Below are 18875 nucleotides of genomic sequence, written 5' to 3' on the forward strand. Positions count from 1 at the left end.
AGTATACTGTGAAATTTACAAAAATAGTTCCAACTACTCAGATACACACCCCAATTCTACCTTCATACTTAAATTGTCGAAGCGTAGAATGAGAACGGTAACATATAATTAATAAAAACAAAAAAGAATGGAAAATTATTCAAAATAATTGCTAATCCTGTTAAACTATTAGAGAGAATCTTAAAAAGGAGAGCTGACAGTCAATGACGATGCCCCCCCCTCCTGCTAGTGTCCAAAAAGTAGCTTTTTACCTTGTAGGTATTATAACACTCTTAGGTGTGGATTTATTTTATTTACATCATCTATCTTATTTTCAACATAACCAAATGGTACGTATAGCTCTCGATAGTGGTTTGTTCGTCGTATTCATGATACTTGGCTACTTAGGAATCAGGCTAATCATGCGACGCGAAGTTATCATTTCGGAGTCTGCTGAGCGGTATAAATCACTATTTGATAACCATCCTGATTCCATTATTTCATTTAGCTTGGACGGCGATGTCCTTTCTTCGAATCACGGACTGGAGAGCTTACTAGGATTTGGTGAAGAATCGTCGAAATCTGTTTCCTTTCTTCCAATGATCCATCCTCCTGATCTACTCAAAACACTGCACCATTTCCAAGTGGCTTCTCAAGGATTGCCACAAAATTTCGATGCTGCTTTCATGCATCAAAATGGATATCCCATCGCTTCTAATGTAACTTTCGTTCCAACGAAGGTGGGCAATCAAATCGTTGGGGTTTATGCCATACTCAAAGACTTGACCGAGATTAGAGAACAGAAGAAGGAAATTGATAAGCTGTATAAACAAAATCAACTTATTCTGAACTCTGTCTCTGAAGGCATTTATGGGATTGATACGAATGGACGCACCATTTTCTGGAACAAAGCAGCTGAAGCCATTACCGGTTGGAAAGTGGACGAAATGCTAGGACGCCGGATACATAATCTCATTCGACCTGTGGATGGTGATGGATCTTTTGTCATCCTAGAGGAAAACTCGACCGTGAATACGATGCTGCAGCGTGAAGGCTCTATTGTTAATGAAGATGTATTTTGGAAAAAAGATGGAACCAGCTTTCCAGTTGAGTATATGTCTAGCCCTATGCTCGATGGCAGCGGCCAGATTCTGGGCACCGTCATTACGTTCAGCGATATTACCGAGTTGAAAAAGACGCAGGAATTCCTGATTAAATCAGATAAACTATCTGCCGTTGGGCAATTGGCTGCAGGTGTTGCACATGAAATCCGTAATCCGCTGACCGCATTAAAAGGCTTTCTCAAGCTGCTCAAAACGAGTTCCGCAAAGGAGCAGTATTACATCGAGATTATGCAAAAAGAACTGCAGCGTATAGAATTCATTGTGAATGAGTTTTTGTTTGTTTCCAAGCCGCAGGCTCCCCATTTCGTTACTAGCACGTTGCATACGATTGTTATGAGTACCGTAGAATTGCTTCAGCCACAAGCGTTGCTCAGTAATATTGAAATTGAAGCTGTCGTTGACGCTGGACTTCCTCACGTTACGTGTGATGAGAGTCAAATCAAGCAAGTATTTATCAATATTATGAAAAATGCCATAGAAGCTATGTCAGAAGGCGGAACCCTGCGAATCCATGCGGAGCTAAATGTCGCTGGCGATCAAATTCTCGTTCGTTTCGTGGATCAAGGCTGTGGGATTGCGCCTGAGCGACTTCCCAAGCTTGGGGAGCCCTTCTATAGCACGAAAGAAAAAGGAACGGGTCTTGGCCTGATGGTCTGTTATCGGATCATTGAAGCACATGGCGGCTTCATGAAAATACATAGTAAACTAGAAGAAGGTACGATCGTCGAGATCACACTTCCGACAACAACTTACCTATCTAAAGGAGCAGCAACAGGATGAACGGATTTCTAATCGATCTAGATGGCACACTTTACAGAGGGCATGAGCCCATTCCTGGTGCCGCTGCTTTCCTGCAGTGGCTGCATAAGGAGCAATTGCCCTACCTATTAGTGACGAACAATTCGTCCCGTACCCCCGAACAGGTTGCCGAGCATATGCAAGCGCTCGGCATCGATGTACCCGCGGCAGCCGTCTATACGTCTTCGCAGGCGGCTGCGCAGTACTTAACCGAGCAGCGCGCTGGACGCCGCGTGCATATGATCGGCGAAGACGGCCTGCGGATCGCGCTGGACGCAGCCGGCTTCGCCTTTGATGAGACGACGCCGAATTACGTCGTCCAGGGCATTGATCGCAGCTTCACCTACGGGAAGCTGACGGAAGCGGTCCGCCATCTGAAGCATGGCGCGACCTATGTTTTAACCAATCCCGACCGGATGCTTCCGTCGGATGGAGGTCTAATGCCAGGGGCTGGCTCCCTGGCCGCTGCGATCACCGCCGCCTCTGGCGTGGAGCCGGTGGTGATCGGTAAGCCTTCGCCGATCATCATGGCGTATGCCATTGAGCGGCTCGGTCTGCCTGCCGCCGATGTCTGGGTCATCGGCGATAACGTGCACACCGACATCCGCGGAGGCGCGATGGCGGGGTGCCGAACGGCACTTGTGCTGACGGGCGTAGCCACGCCAGACAATGTGCACGAGCAGCTGGCGTCGGCTGGCATATTGCCGGACTTGGTCTGCACCGATTTACCACATTTCATAGCACAGCTTGAAATGCTAGAGTCATAAAGCAAGAAGTAGCTTACCACACCACTCGATAGAGATGATTATTGGTCCATATCACTCCAACCAAAGATCCCTATTTATAGCAGGTTATATTGGGGTAGGGTCTAAGCCTGCACATTTAAGTCGATCAAACCTAAATTGCTCCAGTTTGGGGCTAATGAGCATACCTCCCCGAAAGTTTCTACTTTATTGCGCCAAACAAAAACCGCACTACCTTGTCAATCAAGGTAGTGCGGTTTTCAATTTTCTTCACTCAATCCGATCCCAATCCACATCGAGCACCGAATCTTTCTCCTGCAACCGACCCTCGCGGGCATCCCGTTGCAATTCTTCTAGCCATTTCAACTCGGTGAATGCACGTTTATAGCTGCCGACCATCATTTGCAAGACGACGCGTGGAACAATGGTCAAATGCTCATTGTATAGGCTTTTCATCTTATTCATAATCATTTTCTGTTCCAAAATTTTATGCTCTAGAATATCCGCAATCTTGGCTTGGTCACCATGAACGGTAAATGGCAGGGCAACGTAGAGCGGATGATAATGCTTAATCTCTTCATGCAATTGATGAGACAGCAGCTCTTGAAATTTGCGCTTACCTGCTTCGGTGATTTGATAAATCGTCTTCTCGGGTCGATTCGTATCTCGCACGACTTCCAAAGCTTCTACAAGACCCTCTTTATGAAGCTGATCCATCGCATAATAAAGCGAACCATCCTGCAGCTTCATATAATTCGTCATGCCGCGCTCTTTCATCGTTTGGCGAATCTCATAGGTATGCCGATTGGCTTCCATTAATAGCCCGAGAATGACCAGCTTCATCGACATTTGTCATTTCCTCCTAGTGTCCTACTGGTACATCTCCTTTAACAGGCGCTTTACCAACTTCTAGTTTAGCATTTCCCATCATTAAAATGAACGCAAGACCTAGTACGGCTAAGACAATCGTTGTTTGGAAAACGACTGCAATGGAATCGGCCAATGCCGTAAGCAGCTTATGCAAGACCTCAACTGGAATGTTCGCTCTCACTTCAGGTTGCAGCAGCATGCGTGCGTCATGAAACTTTTCAGCCATGGCTGGGTCATTCAGCGAAGTCGTGATGTTATCTTTTAAAGCGTTCACTTGAATGCTCCCGAATATGGCTACCCCAATGGCGGAACCAACAGATCGGAAGAAAGCAACTAAGGATGTCACCGTACCCCGACGGCGAAAATCTACTTTATGAAGTGCGGACATCGACGTGATTGGGAAGCAAGCGCCAATCCCTAATCCCAGAATAATCATATACGTTGTGATCACCCAACGCTCCGAATCAATGGAAATGCCGCTAAGAAGCGAAGTCGCTACCAAGAGAAGTGCCACAGATACAAAAAGCACATTCCGGTAGGAGAATTTACCGATGAAGCGTCCCCCTAACGCACTACTTACAACAACACCAAGCATCATTGGCGTTAATGTCGAGCCAGCTGATGTTGCCGAACCTTCGAATACACCTTGGATAAACAACGGAATGTAAGTTCCTGCCGAGATGAGCACCGCACCGTATGCGAAGCTGACCCCCATGCTGGATGTAAACAAGCGATTTTTGAACAAATCAAGAGGTACAATTGGCTCTGCGGCGTATTTCTCAATGAGAAGAAAGCCAGCTAGGAGTACAACGAAACCAGCAAATAAACCAATAATCTGCATCGAATCCCACGCATACTCTTTTCCGCCAAACTCCAACGCGAACATCAGCGAAACGATGGCTGCGGTCAGAACAATCGTTCCACCCCAATCAATCTTGGCCTTACTATGTTCCACGGTCTCGTGATACGAGAAAATAATCATTACCAAGGAAAAAATACCGAGGGGTAAATTGATGAAGAAAATCCATTCCCAGGTAACATGATCCGTAAAGTAAGCACCAATTATGGGCCCTAGCACACTGGATAAACCGAAGACAGCGCCGAACAAGCCCTGCATTTTACCCCGTTTCTCTGGAGGGAAAATGTCAAAAATAATAGCAAAGGTAATCGGTATCAAAGCACCGCCACCAATACCTTGAATCGCACGGTAGATGATGAGCTGTGTCATCGATGATGCCGTTCCGCATAACGCAGATCCAATCATAAAGACGACAATCCCGATAATGAAAAATAGTTTGCGGCCATACATATCGGACAGCTTTCCGAAGATCGGCATTGCAGCCACATTGGCAATCAGATAGGCCGAGAATACCCAAACGAATTGGCTGAAGCCGCCAAGCTTGGATACGATCGTTGGCATCGCAGTGGATACGATCGTTTGATCGAGCGAAGCCAGCAAGAGCCCAAGCATCAAGGCTACAACCGTCCAGGTTGGATTTGATTTACGTGTTAAAGTCATACGTGGAGTCTCCTTAGTCGATATTTTATATGTATAAATTATTATATTCAAATTTGAGTATTTTGCAAAAATAATTTTCAGGTTGACGCCCTTTCCCATGCCTTGGTAGCTTGCACCCAAAAACTCGCAATTATCCTGCCATGTTGCCTAGTTAGCACTTCCTATCATATAATAAGGTCAGAAAAGGTTTTTATGCCATTTACAATTTCGATAAATTTTATTTGTACCTTTACACCTAAATCTAACATGCAGGAGGTAAATCTCATGAATATGAACCAGTTAGAAACCCTCCTCACGATTTCCAAAACGATGAGCTTTCGAAAAGCTGGCGAGATTCTTAACTTGACCCAACCTGCCGTTTCCGCGCAAATAAAAAGTCTTGAGGATGAATTCGGTACGATTCTCATTGATCGTAATCAGCCTGTCACTTTAACAGATAGTGGAAAGCTTTTCTTGGAGCATGCAGAGAAAATATTGCGGATCACTAGTGACCTGAAACAACGTCTTTCCGATCTAAGTCAGACACCTCAAGGTCACATCCATATTGGCACAACGACTTCCATAGCCATGCAGATATTACCGAGGGTGCTTTCCTATTTCCAAGATCAATTCCCGCTGATTAAAACAACGATTCATTCCATGACGTCCTCTCAGATCATGACATCCGTGGAAAACGGTCATATCGATATCGGGATCACGTATTTGTTTGAGAAAAATCCAGCACTGGAGACATCGGTGCTTTACTATGATACTTTCGAACTCATCGTCTCCACGCACCATCCACTTAGTCGTTTCACACACTTATCTATCGAAAAGCTCAAGAACATTCCGTTTATCATGCTTTCCCCGGAAACAGCAGGTCGACGATTCGTTGATCAAATCTTCAAGTCCTATGAGGTCTCACCTCATATTGTCATGGAGTTGTCTAGCAGCGAGGAAGTGAAGCGCATGGTAGAGCTTAATCTGGGTGTTGCGATTATTTCCAAGATGTCTGTTGCTGATGAATTGCGGCATGGATCATTGAAAATGGTAAAAGTGAACGAACTGGATATTACCCATCCAGTAGGCGTAGTATATAAGTCAGGACGGTACTTGAATTCAGCTATGCAACAATTTCTTCGCGATCTTAAAGGAATGCCGGAAACGCAATTTATCGGTTCAGAATAGGAGTCCAAGCCATGAAATTCGACCTACATACGCATCATGATCGATGCGGACATGCGCAAGATACCATACGTGACTATATTGAAGCAGCCATTGCAGGCGGCCTTCAGGTTATTGGCATCTCGGATCACTCGCCTTATTTTGGAAGTTCAGAAGATCGTGCACAGCCTGCTATCGCCATGGCCAAAAGCGAATTCCCCCGATACATCGAAGAAGTACTTCGCCTCAAACAAGAGTATGCTGGCAAAATCAATGTACTCTTAGGCGTCGAGTCTGATTATTTCCCTGAGCACGTGGAGATCTATCGGCAAGAATACGCGAAATATCCGTTCGACTACATCATAGGATCCGTACATCTCTCAGGTGGAGTGAGCATCTTCAATCGCAACAGATGGAAGAAATTAAATGCAACTGAACAGGTTGAACATAAAGAAGAGTACTATCGTCTGATTGCTGATTCGGCACGCTCAGGCATGTTCCAAATTCTTGGACATATCGATGCGATGAAAGGTTTCTACCCTGCATTTTCCGATATCGCGACACCAAAGGTCGATGAGACTTTGAAAATCATTGGAGAGTCTGGTGTAGCGATCGAAATTAATACGTCAGGCAAAACGAAAGACGTTGGCGGTTGGTATCCTTCACACCAAATTCTGGAGCGTGCGCTGCATTACGGCGTTGAGGTTACCTTCGGGTCTGACGCCCATGTCCCTAGTCGCGTTGCTGACGACTGGGAAGAAGTCCAGAAAGCCTTGAAGGAAATTGGATTCAAGCATTGGGTCTATTTCCAAAATAAGCAGAAGCAAATCGTCGCGCTTTAGCTTTTCCTAAACACAAAAGAGGTGCCCCAGTACGGGGCACCTCTTTTGTGTTTACGAACGATATTAAATATCATAATTATGAATCGACTTGGCTCCTAAAATGCTAGCTTCTCATGTAACCCTTCTTTTAATACAGCTTGCAGCTGCTCTGGCTTCATCGATTTATAAAAATAATAACCTTGTATATGATGACATCCATTCTCCACCAAGAACTCCGCTTGCTCTTCGGTTTCGACTCCCTCTGCAATCATTTGCAGCTGAAAAGCATTCACCACAGATATGATCGCTTTGATCATCGCTCGATCCTTGCTCTCGGTTTGAACGCCTCGAACAAAGGACTGGTCAAGTTTTATCTTCGTAACCGGGAACCTTTTCAAATAGCTTAGGGTCGAATAATGCGTGCCGAAATCATCCACGGAAATGGAGATCCCTAGTTGGCGAAGCGAGTAAAGTACGCCCATCTGCTCGTCCTGCATAGCAACATTCTCTGTGATTTCCATCTCTAATTATTTCGCTTCCAGTCCTGTCTCTTCCAGAATCGCAATGACTTTATCCACAAAGCGATGATCATTCAACTGTTTGACAGAAATATTAACGGAGATCATGAGGGGTTCATCTTAAGGCTATGCCAAGCTTTCATCTGCCTGCATGCGCCGCGGAGCACCCATTCACCAATGACATCAATAAGGCCGAGTTCCTCCGATAAGGGAATAAAATCGGATGGCGAGATGTAGCCTTTCGTCTGCTCCATTTATGCCAAATCCCCATGACGAACACGCCTTTCTGTCGAATTGACGTTTCCACGGTTCCAACCTTGATATATAATTAAGTTAGATGACCCTGAACGAATGGAGACATGAAAATGGACATACATAACATTTCTATACATCTGATTGATGAAGACACAGACCAGCCCCGTTATCAATTCGATGAAGAGGCACTTCAAGAATTAATGAAAAGCATTGGTGAAATTGGCTTACTCTCACCGATTAAAGTGCGTACAACCGCTGACAACCGATATAAAATCATTTATGGCAATCGCAGATATAAAGCTAGTAAAATGCTTGGCCTTCCAACCATGCCTTGTATCGTATCCACGGTAACGGATGAGATGGAAATCTATCTGGAGCAGATTGCTGAAAACCTAACACGAGAAGGCTTCTCTCCGATCGAGGAAGCCGAGGCTTTTCATAAGCTCATGCATGATGCGAAGTTTAGTTCTTCTATCAAATATCTTTCTGGTAAGCTAGGTAAGCCGGAATCCTATATCAAAAACAAATGTGAGCTGCTCAAATTTGGGAACTCCGTTAAGAAGCTCATCGTAGGCGGAACCGAGATTCGCAAAGATAAACTCACTGAGGATCAATTACTGCCGCTGAAGGATCTGCCGATCGAGCATCGTGATCCACTTGCCCTAATCATGGCACGCGATGAAATGCCCGTCAGTGATGTGAAGAAAATTGCGAAGATGTTTAAGGATAAAGACATCTCTGACAGAATTAAAGGCCAGCTGCTTTATAAGTCTGGGCCTGAATTAATTGAGACCTGGTCCACCTTCCAGAACAATCGGGCAGAACGTGCAAAGCCAGTCGCAGCCAAGTCACCTTCTAAGACAGAGAAGGTGAAAGTGGAGGTTAAGGAAGCAGAGGTTACTGATGAAGTCAAAGTTGAAGTCAACAACAGTTCGGCAGTTGAAACTGCGATTTCAGCGCAGCAAACTGAGACTCCTATGGCTGCTGGAAAGCCACTTCAAGCAAAACTAAAGCAATTGCTTCTCACGATCCCCGCTCCTCCCGTTTCGAGCGAGCTCCAAATGGAGCAGGATGGAATGAATGAGCAAGAAAAAGAGCAGTTCTCACAAGACGTCTCGACGTTAGTGGAACAATTGGAACAACAATTGGAAGCTTGGAAAAAGGTTCAAGTTTTAGCTGTTTCTCGATAAAGCTTTCTGACACCGTATGTGACTCGTGCTATTCCTAGTTAGGAAAGCACGGGCTGCATGCGGTGTTTTTGTTCATCACTCCCCACTACCGCACTACCATACAAGTATGGTAGTATGAATGTAGGCTATATTTAACAAAGGAGACACACATGGATTTTTTCAAAAAACCACTGATTAGTTCGACCCGAGATGCCGTCTATCACACGCTAAAGACTCAAATTCTGAGTCTTACCCTGCTTCCAGGTGCGACCATTTCGGAGAAAGAAATGTCGGTAAGCTTCAATGTGAGTCGGACACCCGTTCGGGAAAGCTTTGTGCAGTTAGCACAGGAAGGCTTGTTGGACATATATCCGCAACGCGGAACGGTTGTCTCTCGCATTGATTTGGAGCTGGTTGATGAAGCACGATTCATTCGAGAACATTTGGAAAGCGCCGTTATTCGCTTGGCCTGTATCTCTATTCCTGAAGAGTCCCTTCGCTCGCTGCAGATGAATTTAGCCTCGCAGAAAGTGTGTATGGATGAACAAGATTATAAGAAAATGTTTGAGCTTGATGAGGAATTTCATCGAACGATTTTCGAAGGCTGTAAGAAAATGAACACCTGGGCGGTCATTCAACAAATTAACGTGCATTTGAACCGTACCCGGATGCTTCGATTGGCGACTGATCATCATTGGGAAGAGCTGTATGCGCAGCATGGTCAGATTGTTGACGCCATCAAGGAGCAACAGCCAGATAAGGCAGAGCAGTTAATACACGCTCATCTTCAAGTTGGCATTGCCGATCAAGCATTACTGAAAGAGAAGTTCCCCACGTATTTCAAATAGGTTTATGAAATGGAGGCGAGTGTGCATCTATGAAAATGGTATTCCGCTGGTTTGGAGAGGGCAACGATACGGTCACCCTGAAGCAAATAAAACAAATTCCCGGCGTTGAAGGCATCGTCTGGGCACTGCATGATGTTCCAGCCGGTGAAGAATGGCCGATGGACAAGATCCAGAAGATCAAAGCGGAGGCTGATCGTGCTGGGCTGCATTTGCAGGTTGTTGAGAGCGTCAACATTCATGAAGACATTAAACTAGGACTTCCAAGTCGCGATGCGTATATCGCTAATTATAAGAAAACGATTGCCACTTTGGCACAGGTTGGTGTCAAAGTGATTTGCTACAATTTCATGCCTGTGTTCGACTGGGTACGGACGGATTTACATAAAGAGCTTGAAGATGGCTCGACGGCACTCTTTTATGAAAAAAGTAAAATTGCTAACCTCGACCTTGCTGAGCATGTTGGGCGGATCAATGCAAACCCAGATTTCAGCATGCCGGGTTGGGAGCCGGAGCGACTTGCTCATTTAACGGAGCTTTTTGATGCTTATAAGGATGTTACGGAAGAGCATCTCTGGGCGAACTTAAAGTATTTCTTGGATGAAGTCATTCCGGTTGCCGCAGAGCATGGCATTCGAATGGCCATTCACCCGGACGATCCGCCGTGGTCCGTCTTCGGATTACCGCGCCTAATGACAAGCCAAGCGAATATTCGCCGTTTCTTAGCCTTGCATGACAGCCCATTTAACGGGCTTACGATGTGCAGTGGCTCACTCGGTGCGAATCCGAGTAATGAAATAGTCTCGATCGTGCATGAATTCGCGGATCGGATTCCTTTTGTACATATTCGGAATGTCCGTGTGTATGAGAATGGCGATTTCATCGAGACCTCTCATCGAACGAAGGATGGTACGGTTGATATTTCCGGCATTGTGCAGGCGCTGCACGAGAACAATTACGAAGGCTTCTGCCGTCCGGATCATGGCCGACATATTTGGGATGAGCGCTGTAGACCTGGATACGGGCTGTATGACCGAGCACTAGGTATTATGTATTTATGGGGACTTTGGGACATGATGTGTCGCCAAGGGGTTACTTTACAAGAAGGAGCTGTGGCGGATTATGAGCGGATTAACTAATTTTCCATCCCTACAAGGGAAAGTCGTTGTGATAACAGGAGGTGCTGGCGTCCTGTGCCGCGTGATGGCAATGGAACTAGCTAGACAAGGCGCACACATTGCTATTCTGAACCGCACCCATGAGAAAGGGCTAGCTGTGGTGGAGGAGATTCAAGCAGCTGGTGGCAAAGCGATTGCTGTTGCTTGCGATGTAACTGTGACCGAAAGTGTTCAGCAAGCTGCAGCCTCAGTGATTGAACAGCTCGGTACCTGTGATATCCTGATTAATGGCGCGGGTGGAAATCATGCCAGTGCGAATACGACGAATGAGATTTTCAAGATGGAGGATGTGGCGAATCCAGATGTACAATCCTTTTATGATCTAAGCATCCCTGGATTCCGCAATGTACTTGATCTTAATTTCGTTGGGACATTAATTCCTACTCAAGTGTTCACGAAACATATGCATGGCAAAACCGGTGCAACGGTTATCAATATCTCATCCATGAGCGCACCTTCGCCGATGACGAAAGTTCCTGCTTATAGCGCTGCTAAAGCAGCTATCGATAACTTCACGAAATGGTTAGCTGTTCATTTGGCAGAAAGCGGCATTCGCGTAAATGCCATTGCCCCGGGCTTCTTTTTGACTGAGCAGAATGCCAAATTATTAATGAAAGAGGACGGATCGTTGACAGATCGCTCTCATAAAATCATTGCACATACCCCGATGCGCCGATTCGGCAAGCCGGAAGATTTACTAGGTACCTTGCTGTGGCTGGCTGATTCCGACATGTCCCGCTTCGTTACAGGCACAACGATCCCTGTGGACGGCGGGTTTATGGCCTATTCGGGCGTTTAGTCAGAGTGAAGCGCACGCCGTTTCATTGCATAAAGCTCTTTGTGAGCTGTGCATTGAAACGGTTTTTGATTGTTTATGGACTAGGTAGAAGGAGGCGGAGAATGGTGTTATTTGTGTCCGTTAGCGAGAATCTCGCGGGGAACGGGGCTCCAGTCTGAATATGGAAGGTCTATACGATTTCATAATCTACTTGTTTAATGGCAGAGAACACGAGATCGATCATCTCCGCACGAGCGTGATTAATAAAGCCTAACGACGTCTATCTAGAATTTTAGGGAAGCATGTTTTTTACTCATACTTCGCTAAAGAATCTGGGATTCAGCAGATGGGACCACCTTTTCCCCAAAAGTATCAGCGCTTCTGCAAAGCAACCCACATCGACTTATTGCGAAACTCTTCCTCCGAACCAAGCTCTCTTCCGAACCAAGTAGGCGGTTCAAACTGCTGTGCCGCCTGCAAATCAGGGAACTCGACTTCAACGACAAGGAGGTCAATTTGTTTATATTCATCGATTTCAAAAGTAAACCCACCCGCTTCAAGCGTCGTACGAATCTTCTCTAACGGAATTAATCCTGTGCGCTCGAGTAACTGTTTATAGATTGTCTCAGTAATGCTGTATTCAACTTCTTCTCGAACCATCCCATGTCCCGATTTGAAGGTATGCGTATAATGCGATTCCCCCGAGCTGTCTACCAACTTGCGCACGCGAATTTCTTGGTCATCGGAGAAGGCCAAATACGTTTGATAAATATATTGCTTAGACACTTGGCTCATATCGTTATTCACTAATTCAGCCGCAGGAAATGCGGGCAATAAATACTTTCTTTCAATTTCGGCACCCATAATTCGGTTAGCCCCTCTCTATTTGTTCATTGTTCGAAAACGAACCGGTGAAATCTCGTTCCATACTCGAAACATTTTACCAAAATGAAACTCATCTGCAAATCCACAAGCATCTGCGATCGCCTTCATCGGCTCATCGGTCAACAAAAGCATCGTCTTCGCCTGCTCATTCCGAATCTTATTCAGATACGACTTAGGCGAGATGCCTACATGCTTTATAAACATTTTACGTAATTGCGAGACAGAAATATGGTAGGTTTTCGCCAACTCTTCCAGCCGGATGGGCTGATGGTAGCAGGTTTCGAGCCACAGCTTCGCTTGCTGAAAGGCTTTCATGTAGGGGTCACTCGACGAATCGGTATCCTTCATAAATTGGATCAATCGTATTAACACATATTGAAATTCTGCCTGCCGTTCATGCGGATCCGTTCCATGCATCGACCATAAGCGTGTGAGCTGTGCTTCCAGCCAATCTGACTGCTCTAAGGTGTACGGTTTATAAAAGGGGATCGGCAGTGCATCCACTGGCACCGGCTTCAACCAATGGAGATGCTCGAAAGGAATGTCAAAAACATCAAAAAGGAGCATCCTGATACATAACGGCTTGTCAGTAGACGAAGTCATCGTCAGTGTAAAACCAGGCTTTAGATAGATTAAATTCCCGGCTTGTACGTGCAGCGGTACTTCGTCTATCTCATGGCGGAATTCCCCTTCGCCGCTCATAATCCAATATAGCGAGTGAACATCTGTCGTATTGCGAATATCTTTCCAACCAGGCACAGGAGGCTTCTCATACGAAAGTCGATGATGATAAATACGGTGCATATTCAAAGGAGTTGTTCACCAGCCTTGTAGCGATTTTGACAAATAGAGATGAGGTTTATCCATTCAAATTAACTCTTCTTCTATGATACGCTTTACGAAACAGACATGAAAGGGGCTTACCGATAGTGATACGTACTTTTCAGCAGCATAACTTGCGACCTACCCGAATTTTGGACGGCTTATGGGATTTCATCACGGATCCTGACAATAAAGGAGTTTCTGAGGGGTGGTCCTCACAATTCCCTGCGGGCTCTAGAAAATTCGTCGTCCCTTCCTGTTGGAATAACGAATTAGGGACTTACGATTATATTGGCGCAGCCTGGTACCGAACATATTTTGATACGCTACATGAAGCGAATATTCGATTGGTATTTGAAGGCATTCTTCATCATGCGGATGTGTACGTGGATGGTCAGCATATTGGCTACCACTTTGGCGGGTTTACACAGTTTTCTATGATTCTCCCCCATCTAGCAAAAGGCAAACATGAACTCGTCATTCGCGTTGATAATACCGTTGATTGGCAAACATTACCGACGGACATTGCGGATTGGCACTCTTACGGGGGTATCATTCGTTCAGTTGAGCTTCAGGAGCTCCCTGATGTCTATATTGATTCAATGAAAATTGATTATCAATTGAAGGACGATACGGCTAATGTTCAACTGCAGATTCAAGTGAGTTCTTTAAGCCAGAAAGATTGCCAGATTGAGGTTAATGCGAGTACGGAGGGACTTTCGCTCGGGGTTACGAATGTGCTGGTTGCTGCAGGTCAAACGACTCACTTTACACTGCAGGGAAGCCTTAACGAGGTTCGCAGATGGGATGTTGGTCAACCCGCTCTGTATACATTTACGGTTAGGGCCGGTGAAGACGATCTCATCGATCGGACTGGCTTCCGTACCATTGAAGTGCAGGGCAGCGATATCCTGCTGAATGGAAAAAAGCTATACCTACAGGGCGTGAATCGTCATGAAGAGCACCCGGAGTGGGGATTTGCCTTTCCACCAAAGCTGATGCTGAAGGATTTGGACATTTTATCCGACATGGGCTGTAACATTGTGCGCGGCTCCCACTATCCGCAAAGCCAGTTCTGGATTGATCTGCTCGACGAGCACGGCATGCTTCTCTGGAGCGAGATCCCGATGTGGGGTTGTTTTATGAGCGTGGAAACACTAGCAAGCCCTATATTCAGAGACCGTGGCGTCCACATGCTGCATGAAATGATCACCCGTGACTACCATCATCCTTCCATCATTTTCTGGGGTGCGCACAACGAAATTGATACACGGACCCAGGAAGCGCTGGAGCTTACGAAAGCTTTCGTAGGCAAAATCCGCAGCATGGACGCAAGCAGACTCGTCACTTACGCAACGATGCAACCAGAGCAAGATATCGTACTCTCTTACTTTGATGTCATCGGGATTAATAAATATTACGGCTGGTATGAAGGCAGCGTTGATGGATTTAGTACTATGCTGCAGAACTACTACAAGAATGCCGAGAAACAGGGCGCTGCTGGCAAGCCTGTTATCATGAGCGAGTTCGGCGCGGCGGGGATTTTTGGTGATGCTGGCTGGGAGCCGCGCCTCTTCAGCGAAGACTATCAAGCTGATGTCGTCACCCGTGCTTTGAAAATCTTCCGCGACGACCCGCGCATCGTCGGAACGCTCATCTGGCACTTCGCCGATATTCGCGTCGATGTGCGGAGCGACCGTCCTTACTTCCGCGATCGCGCGCGGAGTTTCAATAACAAAGGCTTGCTGAGCGAGTATCGCAAGCCGAAATTGGCTTATCGTTTAGTGAAGGAGATTTATCGCTCTGAACGATGAGACAAAGGGACTCAGCCTATGCGGGCTGAGTCCCTTTTTAAATAACACTCATTTATGTAAGATATCGTCCTTCAACGTAGACACCTTCGCCAACACTTGATTGATCTCGTCTGCCCCCACATTAAAATGCGCAAGTGCGTCATGAAGATGCGTCGCAATCGCATTAAAATGTTCTTCCGATAGATCCATTCCTGCATGCGCCTTGGCCATGGAAGCCCCTGTGTACTGGTTCGGCCCACCTAACGCAAAGCCAATAAATTTAGCCTGATGCTTACGCTGTTTCTCCATATCCGTGTTGCGAAAAAAGTGATTGACCGTATCATCCGCCAAAACTAGCTCATAAAAGTAGTTCACCACTGCCGTGATGGCCTCTTCTCCACCGAGTTTATCGTACAGCGTTGTTGCGTTCTCCATTCGTATCCTCCTTCAGAAATGTACCTATTTACCTGGATAGCTTATCCAAAATTCACGGAAATAATCTCTGTCTATATGATTCCTGTCTCCGCCTCAGTCCAGCACACTGGTAAATTAGTGCCAGGCAAAGTCATGAATATAAATAAAAAAAGGGACCTAGCCAACTGGGCTGGGTCTCCTGCTTTTAGAGGTGTTTGTTCGATTACTTCAATTTACAAGGCTTACTTCAACTTCATAGATCGATACTTCATCGGAGAAATCCCGGTAAGTTTAGTAAATTGACTGGTGAAATAGGCGGCATTTTTTAGTCCGATCATCTTCGCAATCTGATGGACTTTCAATTCGGGCTGCATCAGCAGTTCCTTCGCTGCGTTCAAGCGGATTTCAGTCAGGAACTCGATTACGCTTTTGCCAGTTTTCTTCTTGAAAATGACGCCGAAATAAGCTGGATTCAAGTGCACATGCTTCGCTATCTCTTTCAAGGGTAATTCCAGATGATAATGATCCTGTAAATACCTTATAGCTTGTTCATCGAACGGAATTTCACTTCGTTCTTCCTGACGAATCAAATCATTCAATATTTGGATGACGGGAAGCATCTTCTCGGAGAAGGAATCTCCCGCTTCGATTTGTTCCAGTTGTTCTGCGTAATAGATACGATGTTGAACACCATTTTTCGTAACGTCTTGTCTTAATAACGCTAAAAGAACGACCTTCAATTCTTTCTCCAAACTTTCCAAAGCCTCCGCGTTCAGTCCGGACTTCTTGATGTCTTCGTTCCACTCTTCAAGCCGATTGATAATCGTCATGGCATCTTGGAGTTCGAAGAGCGCCGACAATCGATACAAATAGGAATCGATAAGCGATTTTTGAAAAGCTTTGGTATCTCTGTACGTCATGATCATCGCTTCATTGGATATCAATCTGTACTTCAAAGCTTGATTCGATTCTAAGTATCCTTTGGCGATGAATGGCAAGGAATATACACCCGATATCCCCACGGATACAGAGAGCTGTAAACTTTTCATCAACTCACTCTGCAGATGACGACAGATCTGAATCGCTTTTTTTATATCAAATGTTTGTAAGATCGCAACAAGACATTCTTCATCGTCAAAAAAGCACGAGAACGAATTTAAACAATTAGCAACCAAATAATACGCGGATAATTTCAAAATATCCCACTGGTGAGTATCGCAGCTTGCTTTCATAGCTGATATCCGATCAAAACGCAATTGAATGACATGATATTGTTCATCCCCTAATGAAATGCCAATCGCATTCGCTTCCGAAATAATCGCCTCCGACGAATGCTTTATGTCCTTTTTGAACAAGCCGCGCAAGAACTCACTGCGAATCACATATTGATATTTGGCAAATACAATATTATTTTGAGCAATGTGATTGGGGATAAAATCAACAGCTTCCATCGTCATTACCTCCGTGTTTATGTATCAGTGTGTAATAGCAATTCATAATTCTGATAATACCGACCTTTTAGTGCCCGCCACATCTTTTATCCAAAAGATTCCTAGTGTTCGCTGTACGCTGTCAGCATGTTGCTTACAGATTAGCACGAGTCATAATACCCTTTCATTATGGAAATACTGGGTCTTTATTTGAAAGAGAGGAGCTCGTGAATCGCTTGTGAGAATTAATGATCTACTTGAGAGGTTTACGGAGGAGTGGGAACAGGAACTAAATAAAAAGGATGACCAGCGTTCTACGGCAGTTGATATTAGTGAACTGATCGTGCGTCTGTCGATCTTTACCCACTCCCTGAACTTCTCTGCGAGGTCTTTCCCCATTGTTATAACAATCCGTGTGTTCTTGAATCAGAATTGGTTGTTTCTGCCTTATCAGACCATTTGTCTATACTCTATTTAATTTTACGAAACAGTGATAGGGATGAGTAGGGAGTCAATATTAATATATAGATATAAAATTGATTTCTTGAGATGAAATTAACACTAAAAACAATTAAAGTAACTTTTCTAAACTATTTAATAAGTAATCCTCTGCGTCCATTATGAATTACAGGGAGGGCACTCAATTAAGAGTGCCCTCCCTTTACAACAAAATCTAATCTGCCTTAACTACCCAAACGTTGCACTACCCAATATAACGCCATCATGAATATGATGCATGACGTCGAGATCATCAATTTTCGATACCATGTGTATTTCCGCAATGCTAACAAGAGCGGCAATACCACGCACAGGACCATGAGTTGACCTGCTTCCACGCCAATATTAAATGATAAGAGGGTGCCGATCAGATTACGCTTCGGAAGACCCGTCTCAGCCACTGCTCCCGCGAAGCCCATTCCGTGAATCAGCCCGAACATAGCCGTCAACAACCATCTCCACTTAGCCTTTTGAACAAATAAGTTTTCCAAAGCTACGTAGCAAATGGTCAACGCAATCGTCACTTCAACCCAAGCTGAATTGACGTTAATGGTGCCCGTCGCCACTAAGAACAAGGTTATACTGTGTGCAACTGTAAATGCGGTTACAATTATCAATGCATCCTTGAAACGGGAGGCAATCAGGATCAAGGACAACAAGAACAGCAAATGGTCGTATCCTGTGAGGATGTGCTCAATTCCAAGAACAAAATAATTCCATAGAAGTATGCTCGTTGCTTTAGTCGGCACAGTAAGGTGTATGTCTTTTTTATCCTTTGAAAGAAGATCTTGATAGGAGTATTTATCAGCCATAACGACAAGCATATTTTTATGTTCAGGGTCATTCTCATACACTAAGTTATAATGAAGATCAATTTGCTCTAGCATTTGCTCGCTCGTAAATCTTAATTCAAATAGAATGCCTCTCATGGAATTTTTATCCTCGATTTTCATCGATGACAATTCCATCTGTAGCGGCTGCGAATTCGCTATGATTTGAATACCGTTCTTAAGATAGGACGTGATCCAGTCTCTTTGAGGAGACAGTTCCTCGTTTTCCACGTTCCTGCTTAAGTTGGTGTCGAATTGCAGCAAATAGTCGTTTTGATCTAAGAACAGCTCATAAACGATTTCTTTGCCTTCCACATGCAAGGTCGAATACCCATAGCTTCCGGAGTGCGCATAGGATGGGACGGCAGTACCGAATAAACACACCAGAACGAAAAATAAGGTAAGTGTTTGTCTAATCATGGCTGAACCTCTCTTTTTCATATTAATGGAGAGAAAGGATATC

The 18875-nt window shown here is 45.0% G+C and carries 19 protein-coding genes; 10 read left to right on the forward strand and 9 right to left on the reverse strand.

Translation table 11 applies throughout. The annotated features are described in order from the left end of the window. The first annotated feature begins 203 nt into the window (after positions 1 to 203). On the forward strand, positions 204 to 1883 hold the full coding sequence (locus AC1DVJ_RS12000; protein WP_477590952.1) for a PAS domain-containing sensor histidine kinase: 1680 nt from the start codon (positions 204 to 206) through the stop codon (positions 1881 to 1883). Continuing rightward, positions 1880 to 2668: a TIGR01457 family HAD-type hydrolase gene (locus AC1DVJ_RS12005; RefSeq protein ID WP_477590954.1), complete on the forward strand. Its 789-nt coding sequence runs from the start codon at positions 1880 to 1882 to the stop codon at positions 2666 to 2668. Before AC1DVJ_RS12000 ends, AC1DVJ_RS12005 begins: the two co-directional genes overlap by 4 nt. A 246-nt stretch (positions 2669 to 2914) precedes the next feature. Here AC1DVJ_RS12005 and AC1DVJ_RS12010 read toward each other — a convergent pair whose 3' ends face one another. Together AC1DVJ_RS12010 and AC1DVJ_RS12015 are read right to left on the reverse strand one after the other, a co-directional pair. Then, on the reverse strand, positions 2915 to 3493 hold the full coding sequence (locus AC1DVJ_RS12010) for a PadR family transcriptional regulator (protein ID WP_477590956.1): 579 nt from the start codon (positions 3491 to 3493) through the stop codon (positions 2915 to 2917). A gap of 13 nt (positions 3494 to 3506) precedes the next feature. Further along, positions 3507 to 5033, reverse strand: a complete 1527-nt coding sequence (locus AC1DVJ_RS12015; protein ID WP_477590958.1) for an MDR family MFS transporter — start codon at positions 5031 to 5033, stop codon at positions 3507 to 3509. Positions 5034 to 5297: 264 nt separating this feature from the next. Here AC1DVJ_RS12015 and AC1DVJ_RS12020 point away from each other — a divergent pair, with 264 nt between their 5' ends. Together AC1DVJ_RS12020 and AC1DVJ_RS12025 are read left to right on the forward strand one after the other, a co-directional pair. Next, complete coding sequence (locus AC1DVJ_RS12020) at positions 5298 to 6200, forward strand: LysR family transcriptional regulator (protein ID WP_477590959.1); 903 nt, start codon at positions 5298 to 5300, stop codon at positions 6198 to 6200. Positions 6201 to 6211: 11 nt separating this feature from the next. Then, positions 6212 to 7018 carry a histidinol-phosphatase gene (locus tag AC1DVJ_RS12025; RefSeq protein ID WP_477590961.1) on the forward strand — a complete coding sequence of 269 codons (807 nt, stop codon included), beginning with the start codon at positions 6212 to 6214 and terminating at the stop codon, positions 7016 to 7018. A gap of 95 nt (positions 7019 to 7113) precedes the next feature. Here the strand turns inward: AC1DVJ_RS12025 and AC1DVJ_RS12030 are convergent, their stop codons facing one another. Then, entirely contained in the window at positions 7114 to 7518 is a 405-nt protein-coding gene (locus AC1DVJ_RS12030; RefSeq protein WP_477590963.1) for an EAL domain-containing protein, read from the reverse strand. A gap of 101 nt (positions 7519 to 7619) precedes the next feature. Further along, entirely contained in the window at positions 7620 to 7769 is a 150-nt protein-coding gene (locus AC1DVJ_RS12035; protein WP_477590965.1) for an EAL domain-containing protein, read from the reverse strand. A gap of 111 nt (positions 7770 to 7880) precedes the next feature. Here AC1DVJ_RS12035 and AC1DVJ_RS12040 point away from each other — a divergent pair, with 111 nt between their 5' ends. The 4 genes from AC1DVJ_RS12040 to AC1DVJ_RS12055 all read left to right on the forward strand — a co-directional run bounded on the left by AC1DVJ_RS12040 (position 7881) and on the right by AC1DVJ_RS12055 (position 11761). Beyond that, positions 7881 to 8960: a ParB/RepB/Spo0J family partition protein gene (locus AC1DVJ_RS12040; protein WP_477590967.1), complete on the forward strand. Its 1080-nt coding sequence runs from the start codon at positions 7881 to 7883 to the stop codon at positions 8958 to 8960. A gap of 149 nt (positions 8961 to 9109) precedes the next feature. Beyond that, positions 9110 to 9787 (forward strand): GntR family transcriptional regulator, encoded by a 678-nt coding sequence (locus tag AC1DVJ_RS12045; protein ID WP_477590969.1) that lies wholly within the window; start codon positions 9110 to 9112, stop codon positions 9785 to 9787. A 29-nt stretch (positions 9788 to 9816) separates the two neighbouring features. Beyond that, a complete protein-coding gene (gene uxuA, locus AC1DVJ_RS12050) occupies positions 9817 to 10923 on the forward strand; it encodes a mannonate dehydratase (protein WP_477590971.1) in 1107 nt (368 codons plus the stop codon). Further along, positions 10907 to 11761, forward strand: coding sequence for an SDR family oxidoreductase (locus AC1DVJ_RS12055; RefSeq protein WP_477590973.1), 855 nt, complete (start codon positions 10907 to 10909; stop codon positions 11759 to 11761). The genes uxuA and AC1DVJ_RS12055 overlap by 17 nt, the downstream gene beginning before the upstream one ends. Before the next feature lie 351 nt (positions 11762 to 12112). Here AC1DVJ_RS12055 and AC1DVJ_RS12060 read toward each other — a convergent pair whose 3' ends face one another. Next, positions 12113 to 12604, reverse strand: a complete 492-nt coding sequence (locus AC1DVJ_RS12060; RefSeq protein ID WP_477590975.1) for a CYTH domain-containing protein — start codon at positions 12602 to 12604, stop codon at positions 12113 to 12115. A gap of 18 nt (positions 12605 to 12622) precedes the next feature. Beyond that, positions 12623 to 13429 (reverse strand): helix-turn-helix transcriptional regulator, encoded by an 807-nt coding sequence (locus AC1DVJ_RS12065; protein WP_477591095.1) that lies wholly within the window; start codon positions 13427 to 13429, stop codon positions 12623 to 12625. A 125-nt stretch (positions 13430 to 13554) separates the two neighbouring features. Here AC1DVJ_RS12065 and AC1DVJ_RS12070 point away from each other — a divergent pair, with 125 nt between their 5' ends. Next, on the forward strand, positions 13555 to 15261 hold the full coding sequence (locus AC1DVJ_RS12070; RefSeq protein ID WP_477590977.1) for a glycoside hydrolase family 2 protein: 1707 nt from the start codon (positions 13555 to 13557) through the stop codon (positions 15259 to 15261). 48 nt (positions 15262 to 15309) lie between these two features. On the opposite strand, the gene AC1DVJ_RS12075 is transcribed toward AC1DVJ_RS12070, so the two are convergent. Both AC1DVJ_RS12075 and AC1DVJ_RS12080 read right to left on the reverse strand, forming a co-directional pair. Continuing rightward, positions 15310 to 15675 (reverse strand): group I truncated hemoglobin, encoded by a 366-nt coding sequence (locus AC1DVJ_RS12075; protein WP_477590979.1) that lies wholly within the window; start codon positions 15673 to 15675, stop codon positions 15310 to 15312. Between the two features lie 221 nt (positions 15676 to 15896). Beyond that, entirely contained in the window at positions 15897 to 17105 is a 1209-nt protein-coding gene (locus tag AC1DVJ_RS12080; RefSeq protein WP_477590981.1) for an AraC family transcriptional regulator, read from the reverse strand. Between the two features lie 217 nt (positions 17106 to 17322). Here AC1DVJ_RS12080 and AC1DVJ_RS12085 point away from each other — a divergent pair, with 217 nt between their 5' ends. After that, positions 17323 to 17562 (forward strand): hypothetical protein, encoded by a 240-nt coding sequence (locus tag AC1DVJ_RS12085; protein WP_477590983.1) that lies wholly within the window; start codon positions 17323 to 17325, stop codon positions 17560 to 17562. A gap of 205 nt (positions 17563 to 17767) precedes the next feature. Here the strand turns inward: AC1DVJ_RS12085 and AC1DVJ_RS12090 are convergent, their stop codons facing one another. Further along, positions 17768 to 18832 (reverse strand): HupE/UreJ family protein, encoded by a 1065-nt coding sequence (locus tag AC1DVJ_RS12090; RefSeq protein ID WP_477590985.1) that lies wholly within the window; start codon positions 18830 to 18832, stop codon positions 17768 to 17770. Positions 18833 to 18875: the final 43 nt, after the last annotated feature.

The organism is Paenibacillus sp. P4_A9 (genome assembly GCF_056402415.1).

Bases quoted from the DNA above. Each gene is read 5' to 3' on its own strand.
- AC1DVJ_RS12000 (WP_477590952.1), top strand. From the start codon at position 204: ATGACGATGCCCCCCCCTCCTGCTAGTGTCCAAAAAGTAGCTTTTTAC.
- AC1DVJ_RS12005 (WP_477590954.1), top strand. From the start codon at position 1,880: ATGAACGGATTTCTAATCGATCTAGATGGCACACTTTACAGAGGGCAT.
- AC1DVJ_RS12010 (WP_477590956.1), bottom strand. From the start codon at position 3,493: ATGTCGATGAAGCTGGTCATTCTCGGGCTATTAATGGAAGCCAATCGG.
- AC1DVJ_RS12015 (WP_477590958.1), bottom strand. From the start codon at position 5,033: ATGACTTTAACACGTAAATCAAATCCAACCTGGACGGTTGTAGCCTTG.
- AC1DVJ_RS12020 (WP_477590959.1), top strand. From the start codon at position 5,298: ATGAATATGAACCAGTTAGAAACCCTCCTCACGATTTCCAAAACGATG.
- AC1DVJ_RS12025 (WP_477590961.1), top strand. From the start codon at position 6,212: ATGAAATTCGACCTACATACGCATCATGATCGATGCGGACATGCGCAA.
- AC1DVJ_RS12030 (WP_477590963.1), bottom strand. From the start codon at position 7,518: ATGGAAATCACAGAGAATGTTGCTATGCAGGACGAGCAGATGGGCGTA.
- AC1DVJ_RS12035 (WP_477590965.1), bottom strand. From the start codon at position 7,769: ATGGAGCAGACGAAAGGCTACATCTCGCCATCCGATTTTATTCCCTTA.
- AC1DVJ_RS12040 (WP_477590967.1), top strand. From the start codon at position 7,881: ATGGACATACATAACATTTCTATACATCTGATTGATGAAGACACAGAC.
- AC1DVJ_RS12045 (WP_477590969.1), top strand. From the start codon at position 9,110: ATGGATTTTTTCAAAAAACCACTGATTAGTTCGACCCGAGATGCCGTC.
- uxuA (WP_477590971.1), top strand. From the start codon at position 9,817: ATGAAAATGGTATTCCGCTGGTTTGGAGAGGGCAACGATACGGTCACC.
- AC1DVJ_RS12055 (WP_477590973.1), top strand. From the start codon at position 10,907: ATGAGCGGATTAACTAATTTTCCATCCCTACAAGGGAAAGTCGTTGTG.
- AC1DVJ_RS12060 (WP_477590975.1), bottom strand. From the start codon at position 12,604: ATGGGTGCCGAAATTGAAAGAAAGTATTTATTGCCCGCATTTCCTGCG.
- AC1DVJ_RS12065 (WP_477591095.1), bottom strand. From the start codon at position 13,429: ATGCACCGTATTTATCATCATCGACTTTCGTATGAGAAGCCTCCTGTG.
- AC1DVJ_RS12075 (WP_477590979.1), bottom strand. From the start codon at position 15,675: ATGGAGAACGCAACAACGCTGTACGATAAACTCGGTGGAGAAGAGGCC.
- AC1DVJ_RS12080 (WP_477590981.1), bottom strand. From the start codon at position 17,105: ATGGAAGCTGTTGATTTTATCCCCAATCACATTGCTCAAAATAATATT.
- AC1DVJ_RS12090 (WP_477590985.1), bottom strand. From the start codon at position 18,832: ATGATTAGACAAACACTTACCTTATTTTTCGTTCTGGTGTGTTTATTC.